Source organism: Acholeplasma oculi (genome assembly GCF_900166985.1).
Classification (GTDB): Bacteria; Bacillota_I; Bacilli_A; order Acholeplasmatales; family Acholeplasmataceae; genus Acholeplasma; species Acholeplasma oculi.
The window spans coordinates 378,898-404,347 of the sequence record NZ_FUZK01000001.1 but is presented as its reverse complement, the minus strand read 5'-3'; the positions used below and the strand labels follow the sequence as shown (position 1 = coordinate 404,347).

The 25,450-nt window shown below is 30.9% G+C and carries 25 protein-coding genes, 1 pseudogene and 1 riboswitch; of the genes and pseudogenes, 20 read left to right on the top strand and 6 right to left on the bottom strand.

The window, feature by feature from the left end:
• Nucleotides 1-7 precede the first annotated feature (7 nt).
• The 14 genes and pseudogenes from B5X49_RS01905 (at nucleotide 8) to B5X49_RS01845 (ending at nucleotide 14,039) form a co-directional block, all read left to right on the top strand.
• Nucleotides 8-748, top strand: coding sequence for a type III pantothenate kinase (locus B5X49_RS01905; protein ID WP_045749493.1), 741 nt, complete (start codon nucleotides 8-10; stop codon nucleotides 746-748).
• An 11-nt stretch (nucleotides 749-759) separates the two neighbouring features.
• A complete protein-coding gene (locus B5X49_RS01900; RefSeq protein ID WP_045749492.1) occupies nucleotides 760-2,391 on the top strand; it encodes a phospho-sugar mutase in 1,632 nt (543 codons plus the stop codon).
• A gap of 8 nt (nucleotides 2,392-2,399) precedes the next feature.
• Nucleotides 2,400-3,647 carry an aminopeptidase P family protein gene (locus tag B5X49_RS01895; RefSeq protein ID WP_045749491.1) on the top strand — a complete coding sequence of 416 codons (1,248 nt, stop codon included), beginning with the start codon at nucleotides 2,400-2,402 and terminating at the stop codon, nucleotides 3,645-3,647.
• A 101-nt stretch (nucleotides 3,648-3,748) separates the two neighbouring features.
• On the top strand, nucleotides 3,749-4,369 hold the full coding sequence (locus B5X49_RS01890) for a hypothetical protein (protein ID WP_045749490.1): 621 nt from the start codon (nucleotides 3,749-3,751) through the stop codon (nucleotides 4,367-4,369).
• Nucleotides 4,366-5,106, top strand: a complete 741-nt coding sequence (locus B5X49_RS01885) for a hypothetical protein (protein ID WP_045749489.1) — start codon at nucleotides 4,366-4,368, stop codon at nucleotides 5,104-5,106. The genes B5X49_RS01890 and B5X49_RS01885 overlap by 4 nt, the downstream gene beginning before the upstream one ends.
• Before the next feature lie 39 nt (nucleotides 5,107-5,145).
• Nucleotides 5,146-6,870: an ABC transporter ATP-binding protein gene (locus tag B5X49_RS01880; RefSeq protein ID WP_045749488.1), complete on the top strand. Its 1,725-nt coding sequence runs from the start codon at nucleotides 5,146-5,148 to the stop codon at nucleotides 6,868-6,870.
• Nucleotides 6,867-8,660, top strand: coding sequence for an ABC transporter ATP-binding protein (locus B5X49_RS01875; protein ID WP_045749487.1), 1,794 nt, complete (start codon nucleotides 6,867-6,869; stop codon nucleotides 8,658-8,660). Before B5X49_RS01880 ends, B5X49_RS01875 begins: the two co-directional genes overlap by 4 nt.
• A gap of 223 nt (nucleotides 8,661-8,883) precedes the next feature.
• Complete coding sequence (infC, locus tag B5X49_RS01870; protein ID WP_045749486.1) at nucleotides 8,884-9,444, top strand: translation initiation factor IF-3; 561 nt, start codon at nucleotides 8,884-8,886, stop codon at nucleotides 9,442-9,444.
• 4 nt (nucleotides 9,445-9,448) lie between these two features.
• A complete protein-coding gene (gene rpmI, locus B5X49_RS01865; protein ID WP_045749485.1) occupies nucleotides 9,449-9,649 on the top strand; it encodes a 50S ribosomal protein L35 in 201 nt (66 codons plus the stop codon).
• A gap of 14 nt (nucleotides 9,650-9,663) precedes the next feature.
• A pseudogene (gene rplT, locus B5X49_RS07720) lies at nucleotides 9,664-10,017 on the top strand (50S ribosomal protein L20); the annotation flags it as partial.
• Between the two features lie 129 nt (nucleotides 10,018-10,146).
• On the top strand, nucleotides 10,147-10,266 hold the full coding sequence (locus tag B5X49_RS07715; RefSeq protein ID WP_245943193.1) for a Rho termination factor N-terminal domain-containing protein: 120 nt from the start codon (nucleotides 10,147-10,149) through the stop codon (nucleotides 10,264-10,266).
• Between the two features lie 138 nt (nucleotides 10,267-10,404).
• A complete protein-coding gene (locus tag B5X49_RS01855) occupies nucleotides 10,405-11,874 on the top strand; it encodes a hypothetical protein (RefSeq protein ID WP_045749483.1) in 1,470 nt (489 codons plus the stop codon).
• Between the two features lies 1 nt (nucleotide 11,875).
• Entirely contained in the window at nucleotides 11,876-12,736 is an 861-nt protein-coding gene (locus B5X49_RS01850; protein WP_045749482.1) for a UTP--glucose-1-phosphate uridylyltransferase, read from the top strand.
• Between the two features lie 262 nt (nucleotides 12,737-12,998).
• Entirely contained in the window at nucleotides 12,999-14,039 is a 1,041-nt protein-coding gene (locus B5X49_RS01845; RefSeq protein WP_045749481.1) for a zinc-binding metallopeptidase family protein, read from the top strand.
• A 42-nt stretch (nucleotides 14,040-14,081) separates the two neighbouring features.
• Here B5X49_RS01845 and B5X49_RS01840 read toward each other — a convergent pair whose 3' ends face one another.
• From B5X49_RS01840 to B5X49_RS01830, 3 genes are read right to left on the bottom strand one after another with little or no spacing between them, the layout of a single operon-like run.
• The gene (locus B5X49_RS01840) at nucleotides 14,082-15,005 is read right to left on the bottom strand and encodes an SPFH domain-containing protein (RefSeq protein ID WP_045749480.1); all 924 of its coding nucleotides are present in this window, start codon (nucleotides 15,003-15,005) and stop codon (nucleotides 14,082-14,084) included.
• Between the two features lie 4 nt (nucleotides 15,006-15,009).
• Entirely contained in the window at nucleotides 15,010-15,453 is a 444-nt protein-coding gene (locus B5X49_RS01835) for an NfeD family protein (protein WP_045749479.1), read from the bottom strand.
• Nucleotides 15,453-15,830 carry a hypothetical protein gene (locus B5X49_RS01830; protein ID WP_045749478.1) on the bottom strand — a complete coding sequence of 126 codons (378 nt, stop codon included), beginning with the start codon at nucleotides 15,828-15,830 and terminating at the stop codon, nucleotides 15,453-15,455. Before B5X49_RS01830 ends, B5X49_RS01835 begins: the two co-directional genes overlap by 1 nt.
• A gap of 152 nt (nucleotides 15,831-15,982) precedes the next feature.
• A riboswitch (TPP riboswitch) is annotated at nucleotides 15,983-16,088 on the top strand.
• A gap of 57 nt (nucleotides 16,089-16,145) precedes the next feature.
• On the opposite strand from B5X49_RS01830, the gene B5X49_RS01825 reads away from it, so the two are divergent.
• Complete coding sequence (locus B5X49_RS01825; RefSeq protein ID WP_052670058.1) at nucleotides 16,146-16,793, top strand: energy-coupled thiamine transporter ThiT; 648 nt, start codon at nucleotides 16,146-16,148, stop codon at nucleotides 16,791-16,793.
• Here B5X49_RS01825 and recU read toward each other — a convergent pair.
• A complete protein-coding gene (recU, locus tag B5X49_RS01820) occupies nucleotides 16,774-17,340 on the bottom strand; it encodes a Holliday junction resolvase RecU (RefSeq protein ID WP_045749477.1) in 567 nt (188 codons plus the stop codon). The two genes, B5X49_RS01825 and recU, sit on opposite strands and share 20 nt — an antisense overlap.
• A gap of 146 nt (nucleotides 17,341-17,486) precedes the next feature.
• Here recU and B5X49_RS01815 point away from each other — a divergent pair, with 146 nt between their 5' ends.
• Nucleotides 17,487-19,166, top strand: a complete 1,680-nt coding sequence (locus B5X49_RS01815) for a ribonuclease J (RefSeq protein WP_045749476.1) — start codon at nucleotides 17,487-17,489, stop codon at nucleotides 19,164-19,166.
• Between the two features lie 56 nt (nucleotides 19,167-19,222).
• Here the strand turns inward: B5X49_RS01815 and B5X49_RS01810 are convergent, their stop codons facing one another.
• Complete coding sequence (locus B5X49_RS01810) at nucleotides 19,223-19,744, bottom strand: type 1 glutamine amidotransferase domain-containing protein (RefSeq protein ID WP_045749475.1); 522 nt, start codon at nucleotides 19,742-19,744, stop codon at nucleotides 19,223-19,225.
• A gap of 4 nt (nucleotides 19,745-19,748) precedes the next feature.
• Nucleotides 19,749-20,975: an AAA family ATPase gene (locus tag B5X49_RS01805; RefSeq protein WP_045749474.1), complete on the bottom strand. Its 1,227-nt coding sequence runs from the start codon at nucleotides 20,973-20,975 to the stop codon at nucleotides 19,749-19,751.
• A 136-nt stretch (nucleotides 20,976-21,111) separates the two neighbouring features.
• On the opposite strand from B5X49_RS01805, the gene B5X49_RS01800 reads away from it, so the two are divergent.
• The 4 genes from B5X49_RS01800 to B5X49_RS01785 are packed head-to-tail and all read left to right on the top strand — an operon-like array spanning nucleotide 21,112 to nucleotide 25,368.
• Nucleotides 21,112-21,654 (top strand): adenine phosphoribosyltransferase, encoded by a 543-nt coding sequence (locus B5X49_RS01800; protein WP_281268238.1) that lies wholly within the window; start codon nucleotides 21,112-21,114, stop codon nucleotides 21,652-21,654.
• 24 nt (nucleotides 21,655-21,678) lie between these two features.
• Complete coding sequence (locus tag B5X49_RS01795; protein ID WP_045749473.1) at nucleotides 21,679-23,850, top strand: RelA/SpoT family protein; 2,172 nt, start codon at nucleotides 21,679-21,681, stop codon at nucleotides 23,848-23,850.
• A complete protein-coding gene (gene dtd, locus B5X49_RS01790) occupies nucleotides 23,847-24,290 on the top strand; it encodes a D-aminoacyl-tRNA deacylase (RefSeq protein ID WP_045749472.1) in 444 nt (147 codons plus the stop codon). Before B5X49_RS01795 ends, dtd begins: the two co-directional genes overlap by 4 nt.
• A gap of 1 nt (nucleotide 24,291) precedes the next feature.
• Nucleotides 24,292-25,368, top strand: coding sequence for an AI-2E family transporter (locus tag B5X49_RS01785; protein WP_045749471.1), 1,077 nt, complete (start codon nucleotides 24,292-24,294; stop codon nucleotides 25,366-25,368).
• Nucleotides 25,369-25,450 lie beyond the last annotated feature (82 nt).

Below are 25,450 nucleotides of genomic sequence, written 5' to 3'. Positions count from 1 at the left end.
AAAATATATGATTTTATTATTTGATGTTGGTAATACCAGTGTATATACAGGAATCTCAGATGGCGTTGATATCTTAAAAACGTTTCGTTTGAATACTGAAATTGATAAAACACCAGATGAGTATTTTATTTTATTGAAGGAATTCATTGACCCATCTTTAGTTGAAGGTGTTGTTATAGGCTCTGTTGTACCACCTGTAACAAGATCATTACTTAAACTGAGTCAAAAATATTTTAATATTGAACCTATCATTATTCAACCTGGTGTTAAAACAGGTGTTTTTGTTAAAGCGGATAATCCTAAAGAAGTAGGTGCTGATTTAATTGCAGATGTTGCAGGATTAAAATCAAAGCTTCCAACATTAATCATTGACTTAGGCACAGCTAATAAATTCATATATGCAAAAGAGGGTCAAATACATGGTGTAATTATCTCACCAGGTGTTGTATTAAGTATCAAAGCATTGGCTGGAAATACTGCATTATTGCATGAAGTTGAAGTCAAAGCACCACCTAAGTATTTAGGAAACAATACGGTTACTTGTATACAATCCGGTGTGATTTATGGTACGGTTGTGATGATTGAAGGTATGATTGGAAGAATCAAAGAGGAAGTAAAAGAAGATTTTGAAATCATTATTACAGGTGGTCTTTCTAAAGTGATTTTAGAACATATTAGAGTACCAATGACAAGAGATTCACATCTTGTATTAAGAGGATTATTAAATATTTATCACAAAAATCAATAAGGGGAATTTTTATGTCTTATCAAGATAACTATCAAAAATGGTTAAATGAAAAAAGTTTAACAAATGAAGAAGTTCATATTTTAAAATCAATGACTGAAACTGAAAAGGAAGAATCCTTTTATCAAGATTTAACATTTGGTACCGGAGGTATTCGAGGCATTTTAGGATTAGGATCAAATCGAATCAACGCTTATACGATTCGTAAAGCAACTAAAGGCCTTGCGAATTATTTAATAAAGAATCAACTTTTAAATGGTGTTGCTATATCCTATGATAATCGATTTGGTTCTATAGAATTTGCATATGAAGCAGCGAAAGTTTTAGCATATAACGGAATCAAGTCGTATGTTTTTAAAACACTTAGACCAACACCTATGCTAAGTTTTGCTGTCAGACATTTTAACACTTCAGCAGGTATTATGCTTACTGCATCTCACAATCCAAAAGAATATAATGGATATAAAGTATATAATTCAACAGGTGCACAGCTAAATACATATGAATCCTTAGAAGTTATAAAAGAAATTGATGCTATCAAATCACCATTTGGTATAGAAACAGCCAATAATGAATTGATTAATTGGATAGATGCATCATTCGATGAGATATACTTAAAAAAAGTTCGTGAACTCACAATCCATCATGATGAAAAGATATTGAAGTTAGTCTATTCACCTTTACATGGAACAGGTGGACAAGTCATACCCAAACTATTAAAAGAACAAGGTTATGAAGTTCATGAGGTTTTAGAACAAATGATTGTAGACCCTGCATTTACGCATACATTAAGTTCAAACCCAGAAGAAGCAATTGCTTATGAACGTTCTATAGAACAATTAGAAAAAGTGAATGCGGATATCATTTTGGTCACAGACCCAGATGCAGATAGATTAGGTGTTGCACTCAAACATCAAAACAAAATAAAGATTCTAACAGGAAACCAAACAGCTGCAATTATTTTAAATTATTTAATCCAAGAGAAAAAACCAACTAAGGGTATAGTCTATACGACAGTTGTTACATCCAATCTTATTAAGGATATTGCTATGAACAATCACTTAGAAGTTGGTGAGACATTAACAGGATTTAAATTTATTGGAGAACAAGCTAAACTGAATGAAGGTATTAAACCATATATCTTTGGTTGTGAAGAAAGCTATGGTAGTTTAATTAGTGATTTTGTAAGAGATAAAGATGCTGTACAAGCTGTATACATGTTATCTGAGATAGCAAATCATCTCAAACATAAAGGGCTAACGCTTATGGACTATTTAGAAGATATCTATCAACAATATGGATATTATGTGGATCAAACCATTAGCTTATCATTAAAAGGTATTGAGGGATTAAAACGTATAGATGATATCATGACTTACTTTAGAACAAATGGTCTTGATCTTCCGATATTTAATGTTAAAAAACAATTAGACTTTATCAATGGTTTAGTTAATGGTTCAATTTTACTACCACCTTCTAATGTCTTAAGATTTGAAAGTGAAGATGGATTCATTTGTTTAAGACCTAGTGGAACAGAACCTAAACTCAAACTATATTATTCAACTAAAAAACCAAATCAAAAAGACGCTTTAGCGTACATAGAACAATTGATTTTAGAAATGAACTCAATCATTTCTAAAATATAGGAGGAAACATGTTTAATTTACGAAGAAAAAAATATTTAGAAATGGCTGAACCATACAGTTTATCCATTTTATATTCAGGCAAGGCACCTCATTTATCACACGATGCATACTATCCATTTCAAGTGAATAAAAATTTCTGGTACTTAACAAATATCGATCAAGAAAATGCAATTTTACTTATGGCTAAATCCAGTACTAAAATAGATAGTTATTTATTTATTAAAAAAATTGATCCTGTTGAAGCACTTTGGGTGGGTGAATCTTTATCGTTTGAAAAAGCTAGTGAATTATCAGGTATCCCTATTGAAAATGTTCGCGATATTGAGTCATTTGATGTGTTTCTAGCAAATCTATTTACACAATCAAGAAGAGCTTTGTATGGTGCTATAGAATCCGTTTATTTTGATATCGAACGTCATTCATACAAAGATGAACCCCTTTTAGGTGAAAGAGAAGCAAACAAATTTAAAAATAAGTATCCTCATATTCAAATTAAGCATGCGGGACTTATCATCGCAGATTTAAGAGGAAGTAAAGATGATACTGAAATTAAGGCTATTCAAGGTGCACTAGAAGTTTCAAGAGTTGCTAACTTAAAGTTACTTGATGCACTGAAAACAGCACATAACGAGTATGATTTATATGCATTATTTAATTATGTTTTAAATCAACATCGAACAAAACCTTCATTCGGAGAAATTATTGCATCTGGTAAGAATGCAACGATATTGCATTATGAATCACATGATAGTGATATGAATCCATCTGATTTAGTACTTCTAGATTTAGGTGTAAGATATCAATATTATGCATCAGATATCACAAGAACATATCCAAAATCAGGCCAATTTACAGAACGTCAAAAACAAATATATCAAGCAGTTCTAAACGTCAATAAAGAAATCATTGAATGGGTTAAAGCTGGTGTGACACAATTTGAGTATAATGAGAAGGGTCGTAATTTACTCATTAGAGAAGCTAAGAAAATTGGTTTAATTGAAAAAGATGAAGAAATAAGTAAATATTATTACCATGGATTAGGACATGCATTAGGACTGGATGTCCATGATGTAGGTAATCCTGAGTTACCATTTAAAGTGGGTCAAGTTATAACTGTAGAACCAGGGTTATACGTTGCTGAAGAAGGTATAGGTGTTCGTATTGAAGATAACTTACTTTTAACTGAAAATGGATGTATCAATTTATCTAAAGATATCATTAAAGAAGTAAAAGATATCGAGGATTATCTAAAATAATCTTTAAAAAGAGTTACCAACAATTGTTTGGTAACTTTTTTATTTTTATAAAAAGTTAATAATTGATTTTCTTACTAATATCATATAGGAGGAATCAATAGATGAAAAGAATAATTATAATTGGACTTTTAATATGTATCTTGACCATGGTACAACAACAAATCTATGCTTACGCAGATTTTGAACACTTTGAAAAAGTAGGAAATGGAAAACTCCTAAGTGAATATAAGGATGATGATTATGCACTTTATTATTCGAAAATGGATCATCCTGAGTTCTTAGGTTGGAGACATATGCATGTGACAGAGAATATGAAAGTTAAATTTATCTCTGAAACTTTATTTAGTTACTATAATAACGGAAAATCTGCTATTACTTATAATTATAAGGCTAATAAAAAAACAATAAGTGCCTATAAATTAAAGGTTTCTGGTGGTATTAAGCTTCAAACTAAGAAAGATAATAAAGTATTTGGTGATGGTCTATCTGCATCTTTAAATATGGATTATGCATATGATTTTAGTCAAGAAGAAACAGAAAGTTTCGATATTAAGGTTGCTATTGAACCTCAAACTCAATTGGTATTATATTTATATGGAGAAGGAAAAATTACAAATGGTATAGCAAAAAATTATTTCTTCTGGATCGAAATTGCAAAAGGTGGTTATGAAATATTTTTAGTAACTACACACTATCAAAGGTTAGAAATTATACCGATATGAAAAAGTACATTGTTATAGGTATATGTTTAGTTATTGTTATAGTTGGTATTTTATTATGGAGAAAAGAGGATCAAACTGAATCTGTAGATTTAATCTTTTTAACGGAATCTCATTATATACTTTATGATGAAGATCAATATTTAGATATTGACTTTTATAGTAATCGACAAGAAATCAATTTAATGGATGATGCACTTACCTGTTTCATTCACAATGAAGATGAATCCATCAAGTTTATGATAGAAGATATTCTCTTAAAAAGTATTCATAGTGAACAATTTGAAGAAAAAACCTTTTATGGTTATCGATTAAAATTAAAGTTACCTCAAATTAATGATTCGTATTATATCGATAAACTATATGTTAAGATTGATAATTTATGGATAAATGAATCATTTTATGCAGGCGAATTATTTGTTAAATATAAACAAAATGAAACAAATGATTTTAAGTGGAGTGGGCTTGAAGGTATCAAAAACAATAATGTTCAGTTAAAGCAAATCGTTATCGATGTTTTAAGTGAAGCAGATATTCAAGTCTTTATAGGGCCACATGAACTCTCTTTCACGTATTATCAAAATCAGTTAATTATCCAGGTAGACATGTATAGATACTTAATGCATCAAACATATGTTGAAATTATCACGAATGAAGGGTCTACTTATTTACCATATTTCAACTATTTTATGCATTATGAAATGTTGAAAACCGGTATGTTCCGAAGATATACAGTTTAAAGTGGTTTTGTGTTAAAATAAATAACAGAGGTTTTGTTTATGTTATTTATATTTAAAAAAATGGGGAAATATTTATATAATGTAATTTTCTCTTTAGTAATTAAAGGATTAGGGGCAATTGCGGACTTACTATTGCCTTTTTTACTTGCATATATGATTGATACTTTATTACCAAGAGTCACTACAAATGATTATTATGAACTCATTTGGATGGGTATACTCATGTTATTAATTGGGTTAGTGGGTTGGGTCTTTAATATTGTTGCTAATCGGAGTGCTGAAAAGGTTGCTAGTTTGGCTGTTGCTGATGTTAGAGCTGAACTTTTTTATAAAATTGAGCACTTAAATGCTCAACAGGTTAATGATATTTCGACATCATCATTAATATCAAGATTAACAACAGATACTTATAATATATATTCAATGATTGGCTCACTTCAACGATTAGGTATTAGAGCACCTATGTTATTAATAGGTGGTATTATTATGTCGTTATTTATGGATCCTATGTTAACAATTATTATGGTTTCTTTATTACCGTTTATTGTATTCATAGTATATTACTATACAAAAAAGGGGCGACCACTTTATGATGATATTCAAAAACAAGTGGATCAAATCATAAGGGTTTTAAGAGAGAATATTACAGGCGTCAGGGTTGTTCGTGCACTATCCATGACCGATTATGAGAAACAACGTTTCCAAAACGAAAATAATCAAACAGTTAAAAAAGAAATTAAAGCTACCATGACAATGAATAAAGTACGACCAAGTATTGATATCATTATGAATATTGGTCTAGTAGCGGTACTCGTATTTGGTGCATTTAGAGTTCAAGAAGGATTTACTCAAGTTGGTGAAATTTTAGCACTTATTACATATTTCACACTCATTTTGAATGCGATGACTGCTATTACTAGAATATTTATTCAAATATCTAGAGCACAAGCTTCTGCAGCAAGAATTTTAGAAGTACTTCATTTAGAAAATCAAATGGAAGATGGTGTCAATTCGTTAATCATTAATGATAAACCCCATTTGTCATTTGAACATGTTCATTTCTCTTATCATGGTAAAGAAGATCATTTAGAAAATATTGATTTTAGTATTTTACAAGGACAAACACTTGGTATTATAGGAGCAACAGGAAGTGGAAAAACAACAATCATTAATTTGATTATGCGTTTTTATGACCCTCAAAAAGGAACCATTCGAGTCTTTGGAGAAGATATTAGAAATCTAAAAAGAGATGAACTTAGAAGACACATGGGTCTTGTTTTACAAAATGATTCTGTCTTTTCAGATACTATTGGACAAAATATCGCATTTTCTAAACCAAGTGTCGGTATCAATGAAGTCAGATTTGCTAAAGAAATTGCACAAGCAGACTTTATCGATGATATACCTGATACTTATAACCACATGATTGCTCAAAGAGGTACGAATATCTCTGGAGGACAAAGACAAAGACTATTAATTGCTAGAGCGATTGCCAATAAACCAAAATTACTGATATTAGATGATGCATCATCAGCACTAGATTATCAAACGGATAAAAACTTAAGATTGGCAATTAAAAAGAACTTGAAAGATACAACTAAAATTATTGTTGCTCAAAGAGTTTCATCCATCAAAGATGCAGATCTCATTTTATTAATCGAGGATGGGAAAATTGTGGGTAAAGGTACACATGAGGCGTTGATTCAATCAAGTGAACATTATAGAGTTCTGGTCAAACATCAACTTGGGGAGGAAATATTATGAACCGTGGCGGTGTAAAACGTGGACGTAATGATGGTTCTGAAGTCCCTAAGAATCGTAAAGTAACAATTAAGAGACTTTGGTACTATCTATCTTATTATAAGAAACGATTGATTATCGGAATTATATTAACAATTCTATCAAATGCATTATCACTCATAGGTCCTTATTTAACTGGACAAATGATCAATGAAATGTCGGTTTTTAATGAAGGAATTGATATCAATTTTAATCAAATATTTATTTTAGGTTCACTGATGATTGGCTTTTATTTAATATCAGCATTAATGAACTACTATTTAAGTATAGCTTTAGTTAAAATGAGTCAAAGTGTTGTATATAAACTAAGAATGGATTTATTTAACAAGATGACAACCGTTAAAGTTGGGTATTTTGATGACAATCAAACAGGTGACATTATCTCACGTATGAGTTATGACATTGATTCAATCGCAACTTCTCTTTCTGCTGATTTAATGAACGTCATTACATCAACCATTACATTAGTTGTATCATTTGTTATGATGATTATCGTGTCTCCATTACTGTTACTCATTTATTTTATTACGATACCTTTATCATTTTTAATTACAACACTATTATCTCGAGTGATTAAGAGAAGACTACGTATAAGAAATACAAAATTGGGTGAATTGAATGGTTTTTCTGAAGAGATGATTTCAGGTCAAAAAACGATTCAATCGTATGTACAAGAAGATAGTATTTTTGAAAAGTATCAAGAACATAATTTAGATGCAGCTAAGAAAAGTTATGAGGCTGGTTATTATTCAACGGTAACCGGACCATCTGTTAACTTCATTAATAACTTTGGAACTGCATTAGTTGGTACAGCAGGTGCTATATTGGTCGTATTTGGACGTATTATGATTGGAGACTTATCTGCATTCATGTTATATTCAAAAAGATTTTCTGGACCGATTAACCAACTCAGTAATTTAGTAGCTGATATACAATCCGCACTCGCTGCAGCGGAAAGAATTTTCTTCGTACTTGACCAAGACAATGAGAAAAAAGATATTGATGGTGCTAAAAGCAGAGGCATTAAAACGGGACTTGTTGAATTTGAAAAGGTAAGTTTTGGGTATAATGCAAATAAGATGGTACTAAAAAATGTATCCTTTCAAGCTAAACCTGGACAAACAGTTGCAATTGTAGGTGAAACAGGTGCTGGTAAAACAACACTGGTTAATTTATTAATGCGTTTTTATGAAGTGAATGAGGGTACGATTAGAATTGATCATATACCAATCGATAAATTCCAAAGAAGATATTATAGAAAATCATTTTCGATGGTGTTACAAGATACTTGGATATTTAAAGGAACTGTGTTAGAAAATATTATGTATGGTAATGATAATGTAACATTTGATGATGTTGTTTCAGCAGCCAAGAAAGCTAGAATACATCATTATATAGAACATTTACCAAATGGATACTATACAGAACTTTCTGATGATGGAGTCAATATTTCAAAAGGTCAAAAACAACTGATTGTTATTGCTAGAGCTATGTTATCGCACTCACAGTTACTTATCTTAGATGAAGCAACTTCAAATGTTGATACATATACGGAAGTGAACATTCAAGAAGCTATGAGAAATCTTATGAAAAATAAAACATCCTTTGTTATTGCGCATAGATTATCCACAATTAAAAATGCTGATTTAATTTTATTAATGAGCAAAGGTAATATCGTTGAACAAGGAACTCATGAGTCACTGATGAGTCAAAAAGGTCAATATTACAACTTATTTATGTCCCAGTTTGCATAATTGTGGGATTTGAATTATTTAATTGACAAACATAATGAATTACTATATAATGATTACGGTAATAATGTGAAAAGAAGAGATACCCTCTCACCTGATGGTCCTATCCTTGGGTAAAAAGCACAACGACAAAATTTCTTTTATGATGAATTTCGTGCGAAGTGGGTATATTAAAATATATCCACTTTTTCATTTTTATACCAAAATAAAAAATTGAAGGGAGTGGTTGAATATAAAACCACAAAAAAATGGGTTCAAACCCGTACAAAATTCAGATTTAGTAAATGAACTATTACCAAACGGTCAATTCTTAGTTATCGATGAGACAGGTAATAAGTTAGGGTTGTTCGATCGTAAACAAGCATTAGCTATTGCAAATGATAGAGGTTTAGACATATTAGTTGTCTCCCCTCCTAATGTAAAGCCAATGGTTACAAAATTGTTAGATTATTCTAAACATCGATTTGATCAACAAAAGAAACTTAAAGAGATGAAGAAAAATCAAGTCATCGTTAAGTTAAAAGAAATTAAATTATCACCTACAATTGATAAACATGATTTTGACACAAAATTAAAAAATGCTCAAAAGTTTATTAATGCTGGAGACAAAGTTAAAGTTACACTACGTTTTAGAGGACGTATGATAACACACCAAAGCATTGGATTTGAACAAGTAAACAAATTCATTAGCTTACTACAAAATATAGTGGTTGAAGCACAACCGAAACTAGATGGTATGACTATTCTAGGCGTTGTAGCTCCATCTAAGAAAGAAGAAAGAGGATAACAACATGCCAAAACAAAAAACACACAGCGGTTTAAAAAAACGTATCAAAGTTACTGGTACAGGTAAATTAATGCGCCATAAAGCATATTCTAATCACTTAGCAGCATCAAAAACTACAAAACAAAATAGACAATTAAGTTCAGAAACAACTGTTCACGCAACAGATGCAAAGAGAATCAAACGCTTAATTGCTAACTTAAAATAAGGAGGAACTAAAAAATGGCTAGAGTAAAAGGCGGCATCGTCACTAGAAAAAGACGTAAGAAAATATTAAAATTAGCTGAAGGTTATTTCGGTTCCAAACATACCTTATATCGTACAGCACGCGAACAAGTTTTACATTCCTTAATGTATGCTTATCGTGACAGAAAACAAAACAAGAGAAACTTTAGAAGATTATGGATTGCTCGTATTAACGCAGCAGCAGTTGCAAACGGATTCAAATACTCTAAATTAGTACACGGTTTATCATTAGCAAACGTTCAATTAAACAGAAAAGTATTAGCTGATATTGCGGTTACAGAACCTACAGTATTCACTTCATATGTTGAATTAGCAAAAGATGCTATTGCAAACCCTGCAAAATTTCAAGTTAAGCAAGAAGTAGTTGCTAAAGCTGAAAAAGTAGTAGTTGAAAAAGCTCCTAAAGCTAAAGTTGAAGCAGTTGTTGACACAAAAGCTTTAGAAGTTGAATTAAGTAAAATGCTTGTAGCTGATTTAAGACCTATTGCAATTGACAAAGGTATTGAAAATGCTAAATCACTAAAGAAACAAGAATTAGTAGAAGCATTAGCTAAAATTGGATATAATCCTGCAAACTAAAATTAGATGAAATCTCACAACGAGATTTCATTTTTTTTATTAAATAATCCACTTAAATAACATGTTACTAGGTTACAAATACCGTATAATTTGATATAATAATATAAATCATACATTGGTAAGTTATAGGGGTTTACAATGCGAAGAAGAATCTTTATTAGTTTGATCATTTCAATCTTATTACTCATCTCTTTTTCGTTTGTTTATCCATTTTTAGAGCTAGATTACTCCATTATTTATACGGTTGGTACTGTAATCTTGTTCGTTTTATTGTTTGTGTATTTGTTTAGTGGCATACATAAATTCATTGTCGTATTTATTTATTCAGTCATCATTATATCCGGGTTATTAGTATTACCAGATTATCAACAACCGATGATTGCAATAGGAACGTTAATGATTGTGTTAAATCCGTTAGCGAATTTTGAACAGTATATAGAACGTAAATTAAGAGATGAGGATACATTACCACTAAGAATTTCTATTCGAGGTAAATACTGGCCATTTTATTCTTACCGTCAAGAGATGAAGAATTATGTTCGATTACCTCAAACAAAAAAGTTATTCACTAAAAAATGGTATCTAAGATCTAGACAACTTTTAACAGTGACCATGCTTTTTGCAGGAATATACTTATTTATTAGCGAATTAAGAAATATATATATTGATTTACAAACGTATAATCCAATTCAATTTTTTACTTTCTACGGGGTTGTAACACTCTTTGTACTAACATTTATTTTATATAAAAAAGGTTTTAATGCACTATTTAGAGCAGCCATCATGTTTATTTATGTACCAATGATTCTAGCAATATGGCTACTACCCATATCACTCACATCTCAAATTATTTTAACAGTTGTTATATCGTTGTTAGGTATTGCAGATATCATATACGAAAAGGTTTCATCTTTAAATAGAGTGGCTTATCATGCATATAAATACTATGATCAAGATGATCAAAGATATGTTTTTGCAAATGACTTTTATGAACCTTTTGTATATAATGAGACCTATCATATAGTTGGGATATATAAATTTAGAATTGATTTAGAGACATTTCAAAAACATATACATGAGGTGTTATTTTACTCAAATAGAAAACACTTTATGATTACTGCTTATACGTATAATGGATCTGATTTAATGATATACACTGATTTTTTCCACAAACATGGCAAGAGAGCTCAAAATTTCTCTACGTTCTTGGAGAATTTATATCATACACAAGTATCTGAACAAATTGTTTATGATAAAAATAAGCAAATATATGAAAAAACATTCTTCCATAAAACAGATTATATTGTAGCAAGAGCATTATCACTTGCTGATTTACTCAATGATTTACATATTATCAATAATGAGTTAATAATTTCAATTATTTTCTCATTTAAAGAGATGGAAGATATATTAAAACTATCTAAACTATATTATGTTGCAAGGTTAGAAGAACTAGATGATGCAGAGTATTATGCTGCAAGAGTATCGATAAGAGTTTCAAATTCAAAATTTGCTATTGAGCAAAAGGTAAGAGATTTATTATTAAATGCAATGATTTACAAAGCACAGTATGTAAGAATATTAGTATATTACGAAGGAGAAAAATAGAATGATTAAAAAGGCGGTTATACCTGCAGCAGGATGGGGTACTAGATTTTTACCAATCACCAAAGCAGTTCCAAAAGAAATGTTACCAATTATTGATAAACCTGCATTAAGTTACATTGTAGAAGAGGCAGTAAATTCAGGAATTGAAGAAATATTAATTATCATTTCATCCAATAAAGGGGCTATTCAATCTTATTTTGAAAATAATGTTGAACTTGAAATGTTTTTAAAAGAAAAAAACAAACTTGAAGATATTAAATTAATGAAGAGTACGAATTATGGCATAAAAATATTTTACACCAATCAAGAAGAACAACTTGGATTAGGACATGCTGTTTTACAAGCAGAAAAATTTATAAACGGAGAGCCTTTTGCAGTACTTTTAGGTGATGATGTTTATGTTTCAAAAGAAAAACCAGCACTTAAACAATTAATTGATGCATATAATGAAAAGAAATCTAGTATTCTTGGAACATTAGAGGTCCCTGATAGTGATACAAAACTTTATGGTATTTGTATACCTTCAGATGATAGTCAAAAACCAATATTTAAACTTAAAGGTGTTGTCGAAAAACCTCAAGAAAAAGCACCATCCAATTCAGCAATTTCAGGTAGATATATTCTAACGCCTCAAATTTTTGATTTACTTAAAAATCAAAAAAGAGGTGCAGGAAATGAAATTCAATTAACAGATTCTATTTTAAGACTCATGGACACTGAAGATGTATTCTCATTGGATATGACAGGAAAACGTTATGATATTGGATCTAAATTGGGTTATATAGAAGCCATCATTGATTTTTCTTTAGAACGTGATGATTTAAAGGATTCTGTAAGAAATTTACTAAAAAAGTATAAGTGATCTAAGTCTTATAGATTGACAAATCAATCGATTTGAGGTAAATTGAAAGTGCCTAGGAAGTACCCGTGGAACCTAACATATCTTTTAGGGAACTGAACCTATAATGGAGTTGAATGCCAAATCTAATTTGGAATCCCGATTTATAGTAAGTAAATTCCCACTTAAACATAAGAGATTCTCACCACTTCCTAGGTTTTATTATAGTTTAATACCAATCCATTAAAAATAAACCAATTAAAATGAAAGAAAGCGTAGAGAAAAAATGAAAACATATTCTTTATTAACTGAATTAAGTCAATTGGATGCAATCGCATCAAACGAGAGAGAAGTTTCTAATTATTTAGTAAGTAAAATCAATAAACCACACATCAAAGATGGTTTAGGTTCAATAATATTTAAAGAAGGTGTTGGACCTAAGTTGTTACTAACTACGAATATGGATGAACCAGGCTTAATTGTGACAGGATTTACTAAAGATGGGTTTATTAAGTTTCAACCAGTAGGAATTCATTTTTCTCAAAGTTTCTTACATCAAATGTTTACAATTACTACGAAAAATGGAAAGATACATGCAGTATCAACTTATAAACCTTATTCATATTTACAACCTGAAGAAAGAAAATCTGAGTTTCCATTAAAAGATATGTTGTTGGATGCAGGATTTAAATCAGATATCGATGCACAAAAAGCAGGTATCGAGATAGGAGATATGATAACCTATCAACATAAAATCAACCGTTTAGGTAATGATTTAGTTATTGGAAAAGGATTATCCAATCGATCAGCAATTTCTTTATTGATTGAACTTCTAAATGAATTAAATACGAGTGATGTTGAATTAAATGTTGCATTTACAACACAAAAAAGTATGTCTATGAAAGGTGCAAAGACTGTTTCTTATATGGTTGAACCCGATATTTCTATCGCAGTTTATGCATATGATGCAATGGATTTGCCAGGTTTAGATTCAAGAGGCAGAAAATTAGGTTCTGGACCAATGGTTGCAATCTATGATCAAGGACTCATTGCACATCCAAAACTATTAAGATTTGTAAGAGAAGTTGCACAAAAAGAAAAAATTTCTATACAGGAAATGTATTTAGAAACAGAAGCATCTGAAGGTGGATATTTATCACTTTCCAAAACAGGATCTGCGTGTATATCTATAGGTATTCCTGTTAGAAATAGATATTCAAGTCAAGAAATAGTCAGTCTAGAAGATATTTTAGAGACCAAAAGGTTATTAAAATCCTTAATTCTAGCACTTAATTCAAACACAGTAGATAAAATATTATTCGAGTAAAAAAAATTCTGTCGTTATGACAGAATTTTTATTTATACGCGATTATTTTTTACTTGTAGGTTCTTTTGTAGTTTTTGCTGTTTCTGTTAATGCAGTAACCATACCAGCAAGATCAGCTAAGTTAGATGGAACAACAATCTTAGTGGATTGACCATCAGCAAGTTTAGCAAGTGCTTCAAATGCTTTGATTCTAAGAACAGCTTCATCTGCACCTGCTTCTTTAATCAATTTAATACCTAAAGCCTCGGCTTCCTTAAGTTTAAAGATTGCTTCAGCCTCAGCTTCAGCTTGTAAGACAACTTGTCTCTTTTCAGCTTCAGCTTTCAAGATGATTGATTCATTAATACCTTCAGCCTCAAGAATTTTAGCACGTTTTTCACCTTCAGCAATTAAAATTGTTTGTCTACGTTCACGTTCAGCACGCATTTGTTTTTCCATAGACTCACGAATATCTTTAGGTGGCATAATGTTCTTAACTTCAACACGATTAACTTTAATACCCCATTTATCAGTTGCATCATCAAGAATTAATCTCATTTTTTCATTAATGATATCTCTTGAAGTTAATGATGTATCAAGTTCTAAGTCCCCAATAATATTACGTAATGTTGTTGCAGAAATAGATTCAATCGCATTAATCGGGTTTTCAACACCATAAGCATATAATTTAGGGTCTGTAACCTGGAAGAAGACGATGGTATCGATTTGCATCGTTACATTATCTTTAGTAATAACAGCTTGTGGATCAAAGTCTTTAACTTGTTCCTTTAAAGAAACGACTGAAACCACCTTGTCAACGAATGGTATAAGCCAATGAAAACCTACACCCCATGTAGCATGATAAGCACCTAATCTTTCAACTACGTACTTTCTCGTTTGATTTACAATACGAATTCCTGAAACTAAAATGACTGCAATGACTACAAAGAAAATAATCAATACAATCAAGAATACATCTGGTTGCATATTTTTAATCCTCCTTATTTTCTATTTGTGTAACTATAAATTTATTACCTTCTACAGCAAGTATTCTAACTTTTGAACCGACTGGAATGGTTTCTGATGAAATAGCAGTCCAGTTCATATTTTCAAAATCTACTTGTCCTCTTTGCGTGTCTGATATTTCTTTAATAACTATAGCGACTTTACCAATATATGAATCTACATTTGTTGAAACGACATTCCTTTTAAAGTACTTAATCAGAACTGGTCGAGTTAATGCCATTAAGACGAAACCTGAAACGAAGAATACAATGACTTGTAACCATAGGTTATCTGGATAGAAGTATGAAACTATCATTGTAGGAAGGGTTGCAAGTGCAAACCATACGCTAATAAACTCAACACTCAAGAATTCAACTACAAGTGCAATAATAAAGATTACTAGCCAAAACCAAATCATATACTCACCCATTATACTACTACCTCCTTCAATGACACTTCTAAGATATTTTTATTGGATATCCAAACCGCTTTAAACTTTGAACCTTTATCTAAGTAATTGAGATCAAATACTTTAGATATTCTAAGCATAAAGGCTTTGTTTGAAACTCTGCAATAACTTGAATTGACACTGATATTATATCGAGTGTGTTCTGGAATATCCCCTCTTAAAACCTCATCTTTCGATAAAGGCCTTATCAACAATACTTGACGATCTAAATCATACCCCAACATCACTTGATTGGCGGTTTCAAAGAACTGCGCACCAGGTTTATTGATTGTTAGATTGGTTTCAGTCAATGTTACAACAATTTCTTTTGGTTCTCCGTTAAACCATGTAATACCCATAATATCACCTCACTACCTATATTATAAACCAAATTATTTCAGTTGTCAATGAAATTACTAAAAATTATTTTTAATTATTTTCTATGATTAAAAGTATGAATTTCAATAAAGTAAATAGCTTGTATTCTGGTTTTAATTTGATATAATAATAACGATCAACTTCGGGGAGTCAAAGATTGACTGAGAGGATTAAATTCAAAATCGACCCGTAAACCTGATCTGGGTTATGCCAGCGGAGGGAAAGTTATATATTTTTAACTTTTTATTTCTTTGGCTCCCAAAGAAATTTTTTTATTTTCTTGAGGAGGAAAAAGAATGAATCAAAATCATTTAGATATCAAAAAAATAGCTTTGGTATCGACTTTATTAGCTATGGCTTTAGTCATAGATTTCGTGACAGGTTTGATACCTGGTTTAAATGTGTCCATGCCACTCGGTGGAAGATTTTTTAATCTTTCATTGTTACCAATTATTTTAATTGGTTTAGTTATTGGTCCATTGTATGGCATCATTGGTGCAGTGCTTTATGGTGTACTCACGTTCTACATGGACGGATATGCACTCGCATATTTCACAGAGGATTTTTTACAAGCCTCGCTTGTCTTCATGTTAGACTACGTTATTGCATTTGGTGCACTAGGATTAAGTGGTTTTTTCAAAAAAGGTTTGGAAACACCTCTGAACTTCATTGTAACAACAGTTACTGTGATGATGATTAGGTGGCTTTCATCAACAATTGTAGGTGCATTGTTATGGGTAACTTATGCGAGCTACAATGAATGGACTCAAGATCTATTAAATAATGTAGGACAAAATGCATTCCTATATTCAGGAATATATAATATATTGTATACATTAACTTCGATCATATCGATTAGTGTTATAGGGTCACTAACTTTAAAACAGTTAAATATTCTAAAAAATCAATTTCAATCAAATCCAATTAGATTAACGAATCAATAATTTTTAAATAATCTAGTCTTGGTTGATAATTAAAAGGTATAACTAAACAATGATCTTTAAAGAATTGGTAGGGAATAGATTTCCTACCTTTTTCTTTAGCACCGTTCCAAAACTCAATGATTTGATCTATAAAAATAATGTAATGTTCATCGTATTGAGACCATTTAATAATTAAAAATGCAATGCCTTGATGTTTTTTTACATCTTGTAAGTGATTAATCTGATGTTCATGAATATTGGATAAAGGAAAACTGGTTTTAGAGTTTGTTTCCTTGGCATCAAAGTCAATATATTTGCCCTTATAGATACCATTAAAGTCGGTAGTAGAAGGAGTTCTGTAATATGCTTCTACAATTTTAGCTTTATTTCTAGCTGGATATGAGACATTAACAACTTGAATCGGTGTGGGTTTTTTATGGATAATAGCGATGTCTTTAGAGCGGTAATATCGATTGGTTTCATCAATATCAGATTCTAAAGTCATGCCTAAATTTGCATAATTATTTACTTTAGGTACTATTTTCTTTTTATTCGGATAACCAATCATATGCTAAACGCTCCTTGTTTATGTTCATTATAAACTATAATCAAAAAAATCAAAACCATTATGATAAAAATGTTTTTTTTAACCAAGATAAAAAAGTATGTTATAATAATCTTAAAGTATTACGTTTCTGAAAGGACCGATTATTTATGAGTGAAATTCGTTTTTTCGCTTTAGGTGGATTGGGTGAGAACGGAAAAAATATGTATGTCATCGATGTTGACAAACAATATTTTATTTTGGATGCTGGTTTAAAGTATCCCACTCAAGAACTCTATGGAGTCGATGAAATAATTCCTAATTATAGAATGTTAATTAATATTAAAGACCGTATCAAAGGTATCTTTTTAACGCATGCCCATGAGGATCATATTGGTGCATTACCACATATATTAAATGAACTCAATGTACCTGTATATGCGACATCTTTTACAATGGACATTGTTAAAGATACACTAAAAGAAAAGAATTTTGATTTAGAACAACTTACATTAAATACAATAGATCGAAATACGATTATAAGATTTGGTAACGTTAAAATTACTTTCTTTTCAACAACACACTCTATACCTGAATCTGTAGGTGTTGCAATCCATACAATTGATGGTGTGATTGTTTATACATCTGATTTTACATTTGTTCAAAATGGTGATCCAAAATATCAAACCGATTTTTCTAAGATTAATGAACTTGCTCAAAGAAAAGTTATTGCTTTATTAACGGAATCGTTAGGTTCCACTTTAGTTCAAGATGGCGGCATTCACGATACATTAACACATAAGATTAATTCTGTATATGCTAATGCTGAGGGAAGAATTATTGTTTCACTTTTCTCATCTGATTTGCAAAAGATTCAAAGAATCATTGATATATCATTAAACCATCATAAAAAGATTGCAATTATTGGTAGAAGAGCACAACGTATTGTTGATATTGCTATTGAAAAAGGATACTTAATTATTCCTGATGAATCTTTAGTTAATTTAAAATTTATTGATGAAAAAAATAAGAATGATGCAAACAATTTAGTTTGCTTAGTAACAGGAAATAGACATGAACCATTCTTTATGTTACAACGTATGTGTAAGAAACAGGATAGATTAATACATATTACTGAAAATGACACTGTTTTAATTATGACAGCTCCTGTACCAGGTACAGAAAAAATGGCAGCAAAAACCCTTGATGTATTATACCGAAGTGAGGCGGACATTAAGGTTATGGATAAGCGACTATTATCAAGTGCACATGCAACAGCTGAAGAAATTAAAATGATGATTAATTTACTTAGACCAGAATATATTATTCCAACCATTGGTGAGTTTCGTCATCAATATGGTGTGAAACAATTAGCTTTACAACTTGGTTATAAGGAAAGCGAAGTATTCTTGTTAGATAATGGAGATTCTGTAAATTTTATTAAAGATAAAGAAGCATATGTATCAAAAGAAGAAATAAAAACTGGAGATATATTAATTGATGGTACTGCTGTAGGTGATGTGAATGATTTTGTCATGAGAGACAGAGAACTCTTGGCAGCTGATGGCGTATTACTTATCATTGCTAATATTGATCCTAAACAGAAGAAAGTTTTAGGGGATGTTGAAATAGTATCTAAGGGGTTTGTTTATGTTCATGAAAATCAAACAGTCATTCAAGATATTAAACAAATATTCGATAAAGTTTCAGATAAGCATTTAAAAGGTAAATATATCAATTGGAATGAACTCAAGTTAGAAATTAGAGATGAAGTTTCTAGATATGTGTATCAAGAAATCAGAAGAAAACCGATTACAATTCCTGTAATTATCTCTACTGAAATAAGTTAATTCAGATGATAAAAAATAGTTCACTTCAATGAAGTGAACTATTTTATTTATATGGGCTATTTTTTTAATAACTCAATTAATTTTGGAAGATAGTATGGTAAATCTATTGGACGTCTTGCTGTAACGATGTGTCCATCTTGAATGACAGGTGCATCTATCCATTTTGCTCCTGCATACATCATATCATCTTTTATACCAGGAGTTGAAGTCATTTGAACATCTTTTAATATACCAGCAGAAGATAACACCCAACCTGCATGACATATTGCACCAATGATTTTTTTATCTTGGTGCATAGAACGAACAATACTTAAAACACTTGGTAACCTTCTTAAGTAATCCGGAGCCCAACCTCCTGGAATAATGATTCCATCATAATTTTTAGGATTGACAGACTCAAAAGAAATGTCTGAGGTCGTTTTTAAACCGTACTTCCCATGATAAACTTTACCTGCAACTTCTGCAGCAATCGTCACTTTTGCACCTGCTTCGGTAAGTCTTATCAGTGGGTAATGAAATTCTAAATCATCATAGTCATCTGAAACAATCGTTAATATATTTTTTGATTTAAGTTCCATATTCTTAATATCCTTTCAATTTATCAATAATTTTCTTTCTTTCAGAAAGTGCTTTTTCATATGCGCTTTCTTGTTTTGGTTTATAGTATTTTTTCTTTAATATTTTTTCAGGCAAATATTGCTCACTATTGATAGAACCTGGGTCATTATGAGGATAATGATAAACTTCAGGGTGAACTTTTAAGTATTTATTATCCACGTGTTTTGGTATATCCCCGGTAATACCATTTTGGAAATCAGCAATTGCTTCATCTAATGCAACATGAGCAGTATTAGATTTTGGTGATAAAGCCATATCTACAACTAATGTTGATAAAGGAATTCTAGCTTCAGGTAAACCTAACATTTTGGATGCTTGATAAACAGCGACCGCTTTTTGTCCCATGGTTGGATTTGCCAACCCTATATCTTCATATGCAATAACGATTAAGCGACGTAAAATAACTTCTAAATCACCGAGTGTGATTAACCTTGCAAGATAATGAAGTGATGCATCCACATCACTACCACGAATAGATTTTTGAAGTGCGGATAACATTTCATAGTAATGATCTTCATGATCATCTAATGATAATTGAGGTTTTCCAGCAAGTTTTCTTATAATATTTGATGTGATTGTTTTACCTTCATGAACAACTAAAGATGCACTTTCCAGTAAATTTAATGCCGAACGTATTTCATGATTTGAAGCACGAATAATGGTCTCCACCGCATCATCTGTTAATTTCACAGGAACATCTAAATAAGAAATACCTTTATAAATTGCTTTTTTGATGTCTTCATCACTCAAGGACTTGACCTCATATAAATGACATCTACTTCGAATAGCTAAATTGATAGACTGATAAGGATTTAATGTTGTTAATCCAATCATAATAGCCTTACCACTTTCCAAAAATGGAAGTAGATAATCTTGTATATCTGTTTTCATACGGTGGATTTCATCAACAATGATTAATATATCGTGATAAGCAGTCATATCTAAGATATCTTTTAATCGAGCTTTATTATCGGTTGAGGCATTAAAAAAGAATGTATCCAGTTGAGATGCTTCTGAAAAAAGTTTAGCAATGGTTGTCTTTCCTGTACCAGGAGGACCATATAAAATAAAAGATAACCATTTCTTTTTTTCTAACATCATTGTCAAAACACCATCATTTGAGATTAAATGATCTTGTCCTAAAACGTCACTTAATTGAATGGGTCTCATTTTACTAGCTAAAGGTTCCATGTCATTCCTCCTATCATTATTATATCATGATAAACGGTTAATTTGTTTAAAACTGGGTCATAGTTTTAGGATTGATTGAATGGGTTTTCATTGTAAAATATAGTGAAATAACATATAATATTTATGAGAGGCAAACATGCCTATTTTAACTATGAAGGAGAAAACCATGGACTTAAAACAATATATTGCTGCTGTAAAAGATTTTCCAAAAGAAGGTATTTTATTTAGAGATATTACACCTCTAATGTTAAACGGAGATGCTTATAAATTTGCAGCTGATGCATTCACAATTTTTGCAAAAGAAAAAGGTGCAACTGTAATTGTTGGACCCGAGGCAAGAGGTTTCATTTTTGGATGTCCTGTTGCAGTGAATTTAAGCATTGGTTTTGCTCCTGTAAGAAAACCTGGTAAGTTACCACGTGAATCTGTAACGGTATCATATGATTTAGAATACGGTTCAAATTCACTATCCTTACATGCAGATGCCATTAAAAAAGGTGATAAAGTTGTAATAATTGATGATTTATTAGCAACAGGTGGTACAATGCAAGCAACAATTGAACTCGTTGAAAGACTGGGCGGAGAAGTTGTTGGATTATGTTTCTTAATCGAACTTGATGATTTAGAAGGCAGAAAACTATTAAAAAATTATGATGTAAAAACATTAATACATTATTAAAATAAAGAAAGGTGGTTAGATTTTATGAATGATGCATTATATAAAGCACTTATGTCTGATATTTCTCATTATATTAAAAGTGAGACAAACATAAAATTAATCACCAAAGCTTATGAACTAGCTAAACAAAAGCACTTAGGTCAAATGCGAAAAAGTGGTGAACCCTATATTACGCATCCTGTTGCTGTTGCTAGAATTCTTTCAGAACTTGAAGCTGGACCAATCACATTGGTTGGTGCATTACTACATGATACAGTAGAAGATACAGATTATACACTTAAAGAACTTGAACAAGATTTTGGTAAAGATGCTGCACTCTTAGTGGACGGTGTCACTAAATTAAGTAAAATTAGTTTTCAAAATACGGAACAATCTGATAATCAACAAAAAATGTTGATTGCAATGGCAAAAGACATTCGAGTGGTTTTAATTAAAATTGCAGATCGTCTTCATAACATGAGAACATTAAACTCGATGTCATCAGAAAAACAAGTAAGCATTAGTAAAGAAACATTGGATATATATGCACCGATTGCACATCGACTCGGTCTATTTAGATGGAAAGCAGAATTAGAAGATCGTTCATTAAGATTTGTGGACCCTGCGATGTATTATAAAGTTTCTAATCTCGTAAAAGCAAAAAGAACAGAGCGAGAAAATAATATTGAAAATGTTATTGAATATATAAAGACATTATTTGAAGAATCTGAACTCAAAAATTTTGAAATAAAGGGTAGAATTAAAAACATTTATTCGATTTATAAGAAAATGGTCAATGGTGGAAGATCATTTGAAGATATTTATGATCTTCTAGCAGTACGTGTAATTGTTGACAAGGTTGAAACATGTTACCAGTCATTAGGAATTATTCATGCACATTTTACACCAATCCCAAAACGATTTAAAGATTATATTGCGGTACCTAAACCAAACCTTTATCAGTCACTACATACAACAGTGCTACATTCAGACGGTACGTTATTTGAAGTACAAATAAGAACAAAAGAAATGGACAAGGTTGCTGAAGACGGTATTGCTGCTCACTGGGCATATAAAGAAAATAAAGTATACTCTAAAGAACGTGAACAATTTGAAATTGCATCTAAACTTAAATGGTATGCAGAATTACTCAAAATAGCAGAGGATAAAGACGATCAAGCTGGAACCTCTCAAGAGTTTGTTGATACGGTTAAAACAGATATATTTTCAGCAAACGTCTATGTTTTCACACCAAAAGGTGAAGTGATTGAACTTCCACATGGTTCTACACCAATAGATTTTGCCTATAGAATTCATACTGATGTAGGTCATAAAATGGTTGGTGCAATTGTTAATGGAAGAATTGTGACATTAGACCATGAATTACAAACAGGTGATGTGGTTTCTATTAAAACCAATAAAAACTCATCAGGTCCTAGTGAGGATTGGCTAAAAATAGCACAATCACCACATGCAAGACACAAAATTAAAGGTTTTATCAATAAAGGCAATCAAGAGATAACTCTATCTACAGGTAAAGAATTATTAGAAAAAGAATTGATTCTTAATAAAAGAGATGATATTCTCGATGATGAATGGGTAGAGAAGAATTTTGAAAAGTCAGGTATTGAAACATTAAATGAACTTTACCTAGAAATTGGTAAAGGAAATATTTCAACAAAAACTGTTATGAACAGGTTAATTCCTGAAATAACAAAAGAAATGTTGATTCAAAGACAAATTGAAAGAACTCAACGTCAATTAATAGCCATTTCTGAAACAGGTGTTGTTATTGAAGGACTTTCAAACCCACAAATAAAACTTGCTAACTGTTGTACACCGATTCCTGGTGATGAAATATCAGGTTATGTGACAAAAGGAAGTGGTATTGTAGTTCATGCGAATCATTGTACAAACTTAAAACAATACGATAGTAAGCGATTAATTACTGCTTTATGGGGTACGAATTTAACTAGAAAATATGCAACATGGTTAAAGATCAAGGGAACATCAAGAACAGGACTCTTAACAGATATTATTCAAGTTGCAAATGCTAACGGAATTGCGATTGCTGAGGTTTCTGCAGTTACGAATCAAGAATTTGAAAGTATTATTCGTTTAAAAGTAACACTGAATAAACGCAGTGAATTGGATACATTAATGGTCAATATTCAAAAAGTGCCTCAAGTATATTATGTGGAGCGTGATATGCAATGAGAATGCTTGTAACAAAGGTCAGTCGTGCAAAGCTTTATGTTGAAGATACTTTAATCTCAAGCATTTCAGAAGGTTATATTGTGTATTTAGGCATTAAAGATACAGATTCAGAAGATTTGGTTGATAAATGTGTTAAGAAATTGATTAAATTAAGAATCTTTCATGATGAAAATGACAAACTCAACTTGAGTATCGATAAAAGTAAGCATCAAGTATTGGTTGTATCTCAATTTACTTTATATGGTGATGCATCCAATAACAATCGTCCGAGTTTCACAAAGGCTGCCAAGCCTGAGATTTCTAAACCCTTATATGAGTTGTTTGTTCAAAAACTCATGAATGAAGGTATTGAAACACAAACAGGAATATTTGGTGCACACATGGTTATCGATGCAACCTATGTAGGACCGTTTAATTTAATGTATGAGGTGGGTGATTAATATGAAACATCTAAACTCTAAGTTATTAAATATCGTATTATTGATTTTAATTCTAATAGGATTATTCTTTATATGGCCATATGTCTCTGGTATTGCATTAGTTGCATTTAATGCACTATTGCCACTAATTATCGCATTTACAATTGCCTATATTCTAAACCCGCTCATTAACTTGTTAGAAAAGTTTAAAATACCAAGATGGTTGGGTATTGTTATTGTCTATGCATCAACAGTTTTATTTACAATATATTTAATCTGGGGCGTATTAAAACCTGCTGTAGATTCCATAGGTAATCTATCTGTTGGTATTCAAAATATATTAATTGAAATAGGAGAAATTCTTCAGGTGGATACAACGAATGTTGCATCCTATGTAACATCAATTGTTGATGATATCGTCTTACAAGTTACAAACTTCTTTACTGCAACAGGCGGTACAGTTGATACTGTATGGAATGTGATTGTTGGTGGAGCTGTTGTAATTGTTGTTGGTATTATCTTCTTATTTAATTTCCCTAAAATGAGAGAAAACATCAAAGAGTATCTTTCTATCACAGTTAAACCAAAGACGTTTAATTATATTAAAACAATAGATAATGAGTTAACTAATTATTTATGGGCAGAAGTTATCATTGCAGGTATACAAGCTTTAGAGTATGGTGGATTAATGCTTATCCTTGCATTATTCTTTAATGAATTCTTCATATTTGTTCCACTTGTTGCTGTTGTTGCTGCAGTTTTATCACTTATTCCTTATTTTGGTGGGTATTTCTCAATCCTATTTACAGCAATTATCGTAATGACAGTTCCTAATGCAGCATATGGTATGATTGGTATTGGTGTATTCACACTAATATTCCCTCAACTTGATGCATATGTTATTAATCCTAAAATTTATCAAACACAGTTAAAGTTAAATCCAATATCAACGATTGCATTTGTCTTACTCGGTCAAGCGTTCTTCGGTATAATTGGAGCTATACTTTCAGTACCTATACAAGTCATCGTAGAAGTGACCTTAAAATATTACAAAGAAAACATTAAAAAGGGTATCAAAAAAATAAACGAGAACTTGTGATATTTATTGACTAATTATCACTAAAATGATAAGATATTTATAAATTAAATCGGTTGAAGACAAAGAAGAACTATATTGAAAT

Coding starts and splice junctions, on each gene's coding strand:
- B5X49_RS01905 (WP_045749493.1), top strand. CDS start 8: ATGATTTTATTATTTGATGTTGGTAATACCAGTGTATATACAGGAATC.
- B5X49_RS01900 (WP_045749492.1), top strand. CDS start 760: ATGTCTTATCAAGATAACTATCAAAAATGGTTAAATGAAAAAAGTTTA.
- B5X49_RS01895 (WP_045749491.1), top strand. CDS start 2,400: ATGTTTAATTTACGAAGAAAAAAATATTTAGAAATGGCTGAACCATAC.
- B5X49_RS01890 (WP_045749490.1), top strand. CDS start 3,749: ATGAAAAGAATAATTATAATTGGACTTTTAATATGTATCTTGACCATG.
- B5X49_RS01885 (WP_045749489.1), top strand. CDS start 4,366: ATGAAAAAGTACATTGTTATAGGTATATGTTTAGTTATTGTTATAGTT.
- B5X49_RS01880 (WP_045749488.1), top strand. CDS start 5,146: ATGTTATTTATATTTAAAAAAATGGGGAAATATTTATATAATGTAATT.
- B5X49_RS01875 (WP_045749487.1), top strand. CDS start 6,867: ATGAACCGTGGCGGTGTAAAACGTGGACGTAATGATGGTTCTGAAGTC.
- rpmI (WP_045749485.1), top strand. CDS start 9,449: ATGCCAAAACAAAAAACACACAGCGGTTTAAAAAAACGTATCAAAGTT.
- B5X49_RS07715 (WP_245943193.1), top strand. CDS start 10,147: ATGCTTGTAGCTGATTTAAGACCTATTGCAATTGACAAAGGTATTGAA.
- B5X49_RS01855 (WP_045749483.1), top strand. CDS start 10,405: ATGCGAAGAAGAATCTTTATTAGTTTGATCATTTCAATCTTATTACTC.
- B5X49_RS01850 (WP_045749482.1), top strand. CDS start 11,876: ATGATTAAAAAGGCGGTTATACCTGCAGCAGGATGGGGTACTAGATTT.
- B5X49_RS01845 (WP_045749481.1), top strand. CDS start 12,999: ATGAAAACATATTCTTTATTAACTGAATTAAGTCAATTGGATGCAATC.
- B5X49_RS01840 (WP_045749480.1), bottom strand. CDS start 15,005: ATGCAACCAGATGTATTCTTGATTGTATTGATTATTTTCTTTGTAGTC.
- B5X49_RS01835 (WP_045749479.1), bottom strand. CDS start 15,453: ATGGGTGAGTATATGATTTGGTTTTGGCTAGTAATCTTTATTATTGCA.
- B5X49_RS01830 (WP_045749478.1), bottom strand. CDS start 15,830: ATGGGTATTACATGGTTTAACGGAGAACCAAAAGAAATTGTTGTAACA.
- B5X49_RS01825 (WP_052670058.1), top strand. CDS start 16,146: ATGAATCAAAATCATTTAGATATCAAAAAAATAGCTTTGGTATCGACT.
- recU (WP_045749477.1), bottom strand. CDS start 17,340: ATGATTGGTTATCCGAATAAAAAGAAAATAGTACCTAAAGTAAATAAT.
- B5X49_RS01815 (WP_045749476.1), top strand. CDS start 17,487: ATGAGTGAAATTCGTTTTTTCGCTTTAGGTGGATTGGGTGAGAACGGA.
- B5X49_RS01810 (WP_045749475.1), bottom strand. CDS start 19,744: ATGGAACTTAAATCAAAAAATATATTAACGATTGTTTCAGATGACTAT.
- B5X49_RS01805 (WP_045749474.1), bottom strand. CDS start 20,975: ATGGAACCTTTAGCTAGTAAAATGAGACCCATTCAATTAAGTGACGTT.
- B5X49_RS01800 (WP_281268238.1), top strand. CDS start 21,112: ATGCCTATTTTAACTATGAAGGAGAAAACCATGGACTTAAAACAATAT.
- B5X49_RS01795 (WP_045749473.1), top strand. CDS start 21,679: ATGAATGATGCATTATATAAAGCACTTATGTCTGATATTTCTCATTAT.
- dtd (WP_045749472.1), top strand. CDS start 23,847: ATGAGAATGCTTGTAACAAAGGTCAGTCGTGCAAAGCTTTATGTTGAA.
- B5X49_RS01785 (WP_045749471.1), top strand. CDS start 24,292: ATGAAACATCTAAACTCTAAGTTATTAAATATCGTATTATTGATTTTA.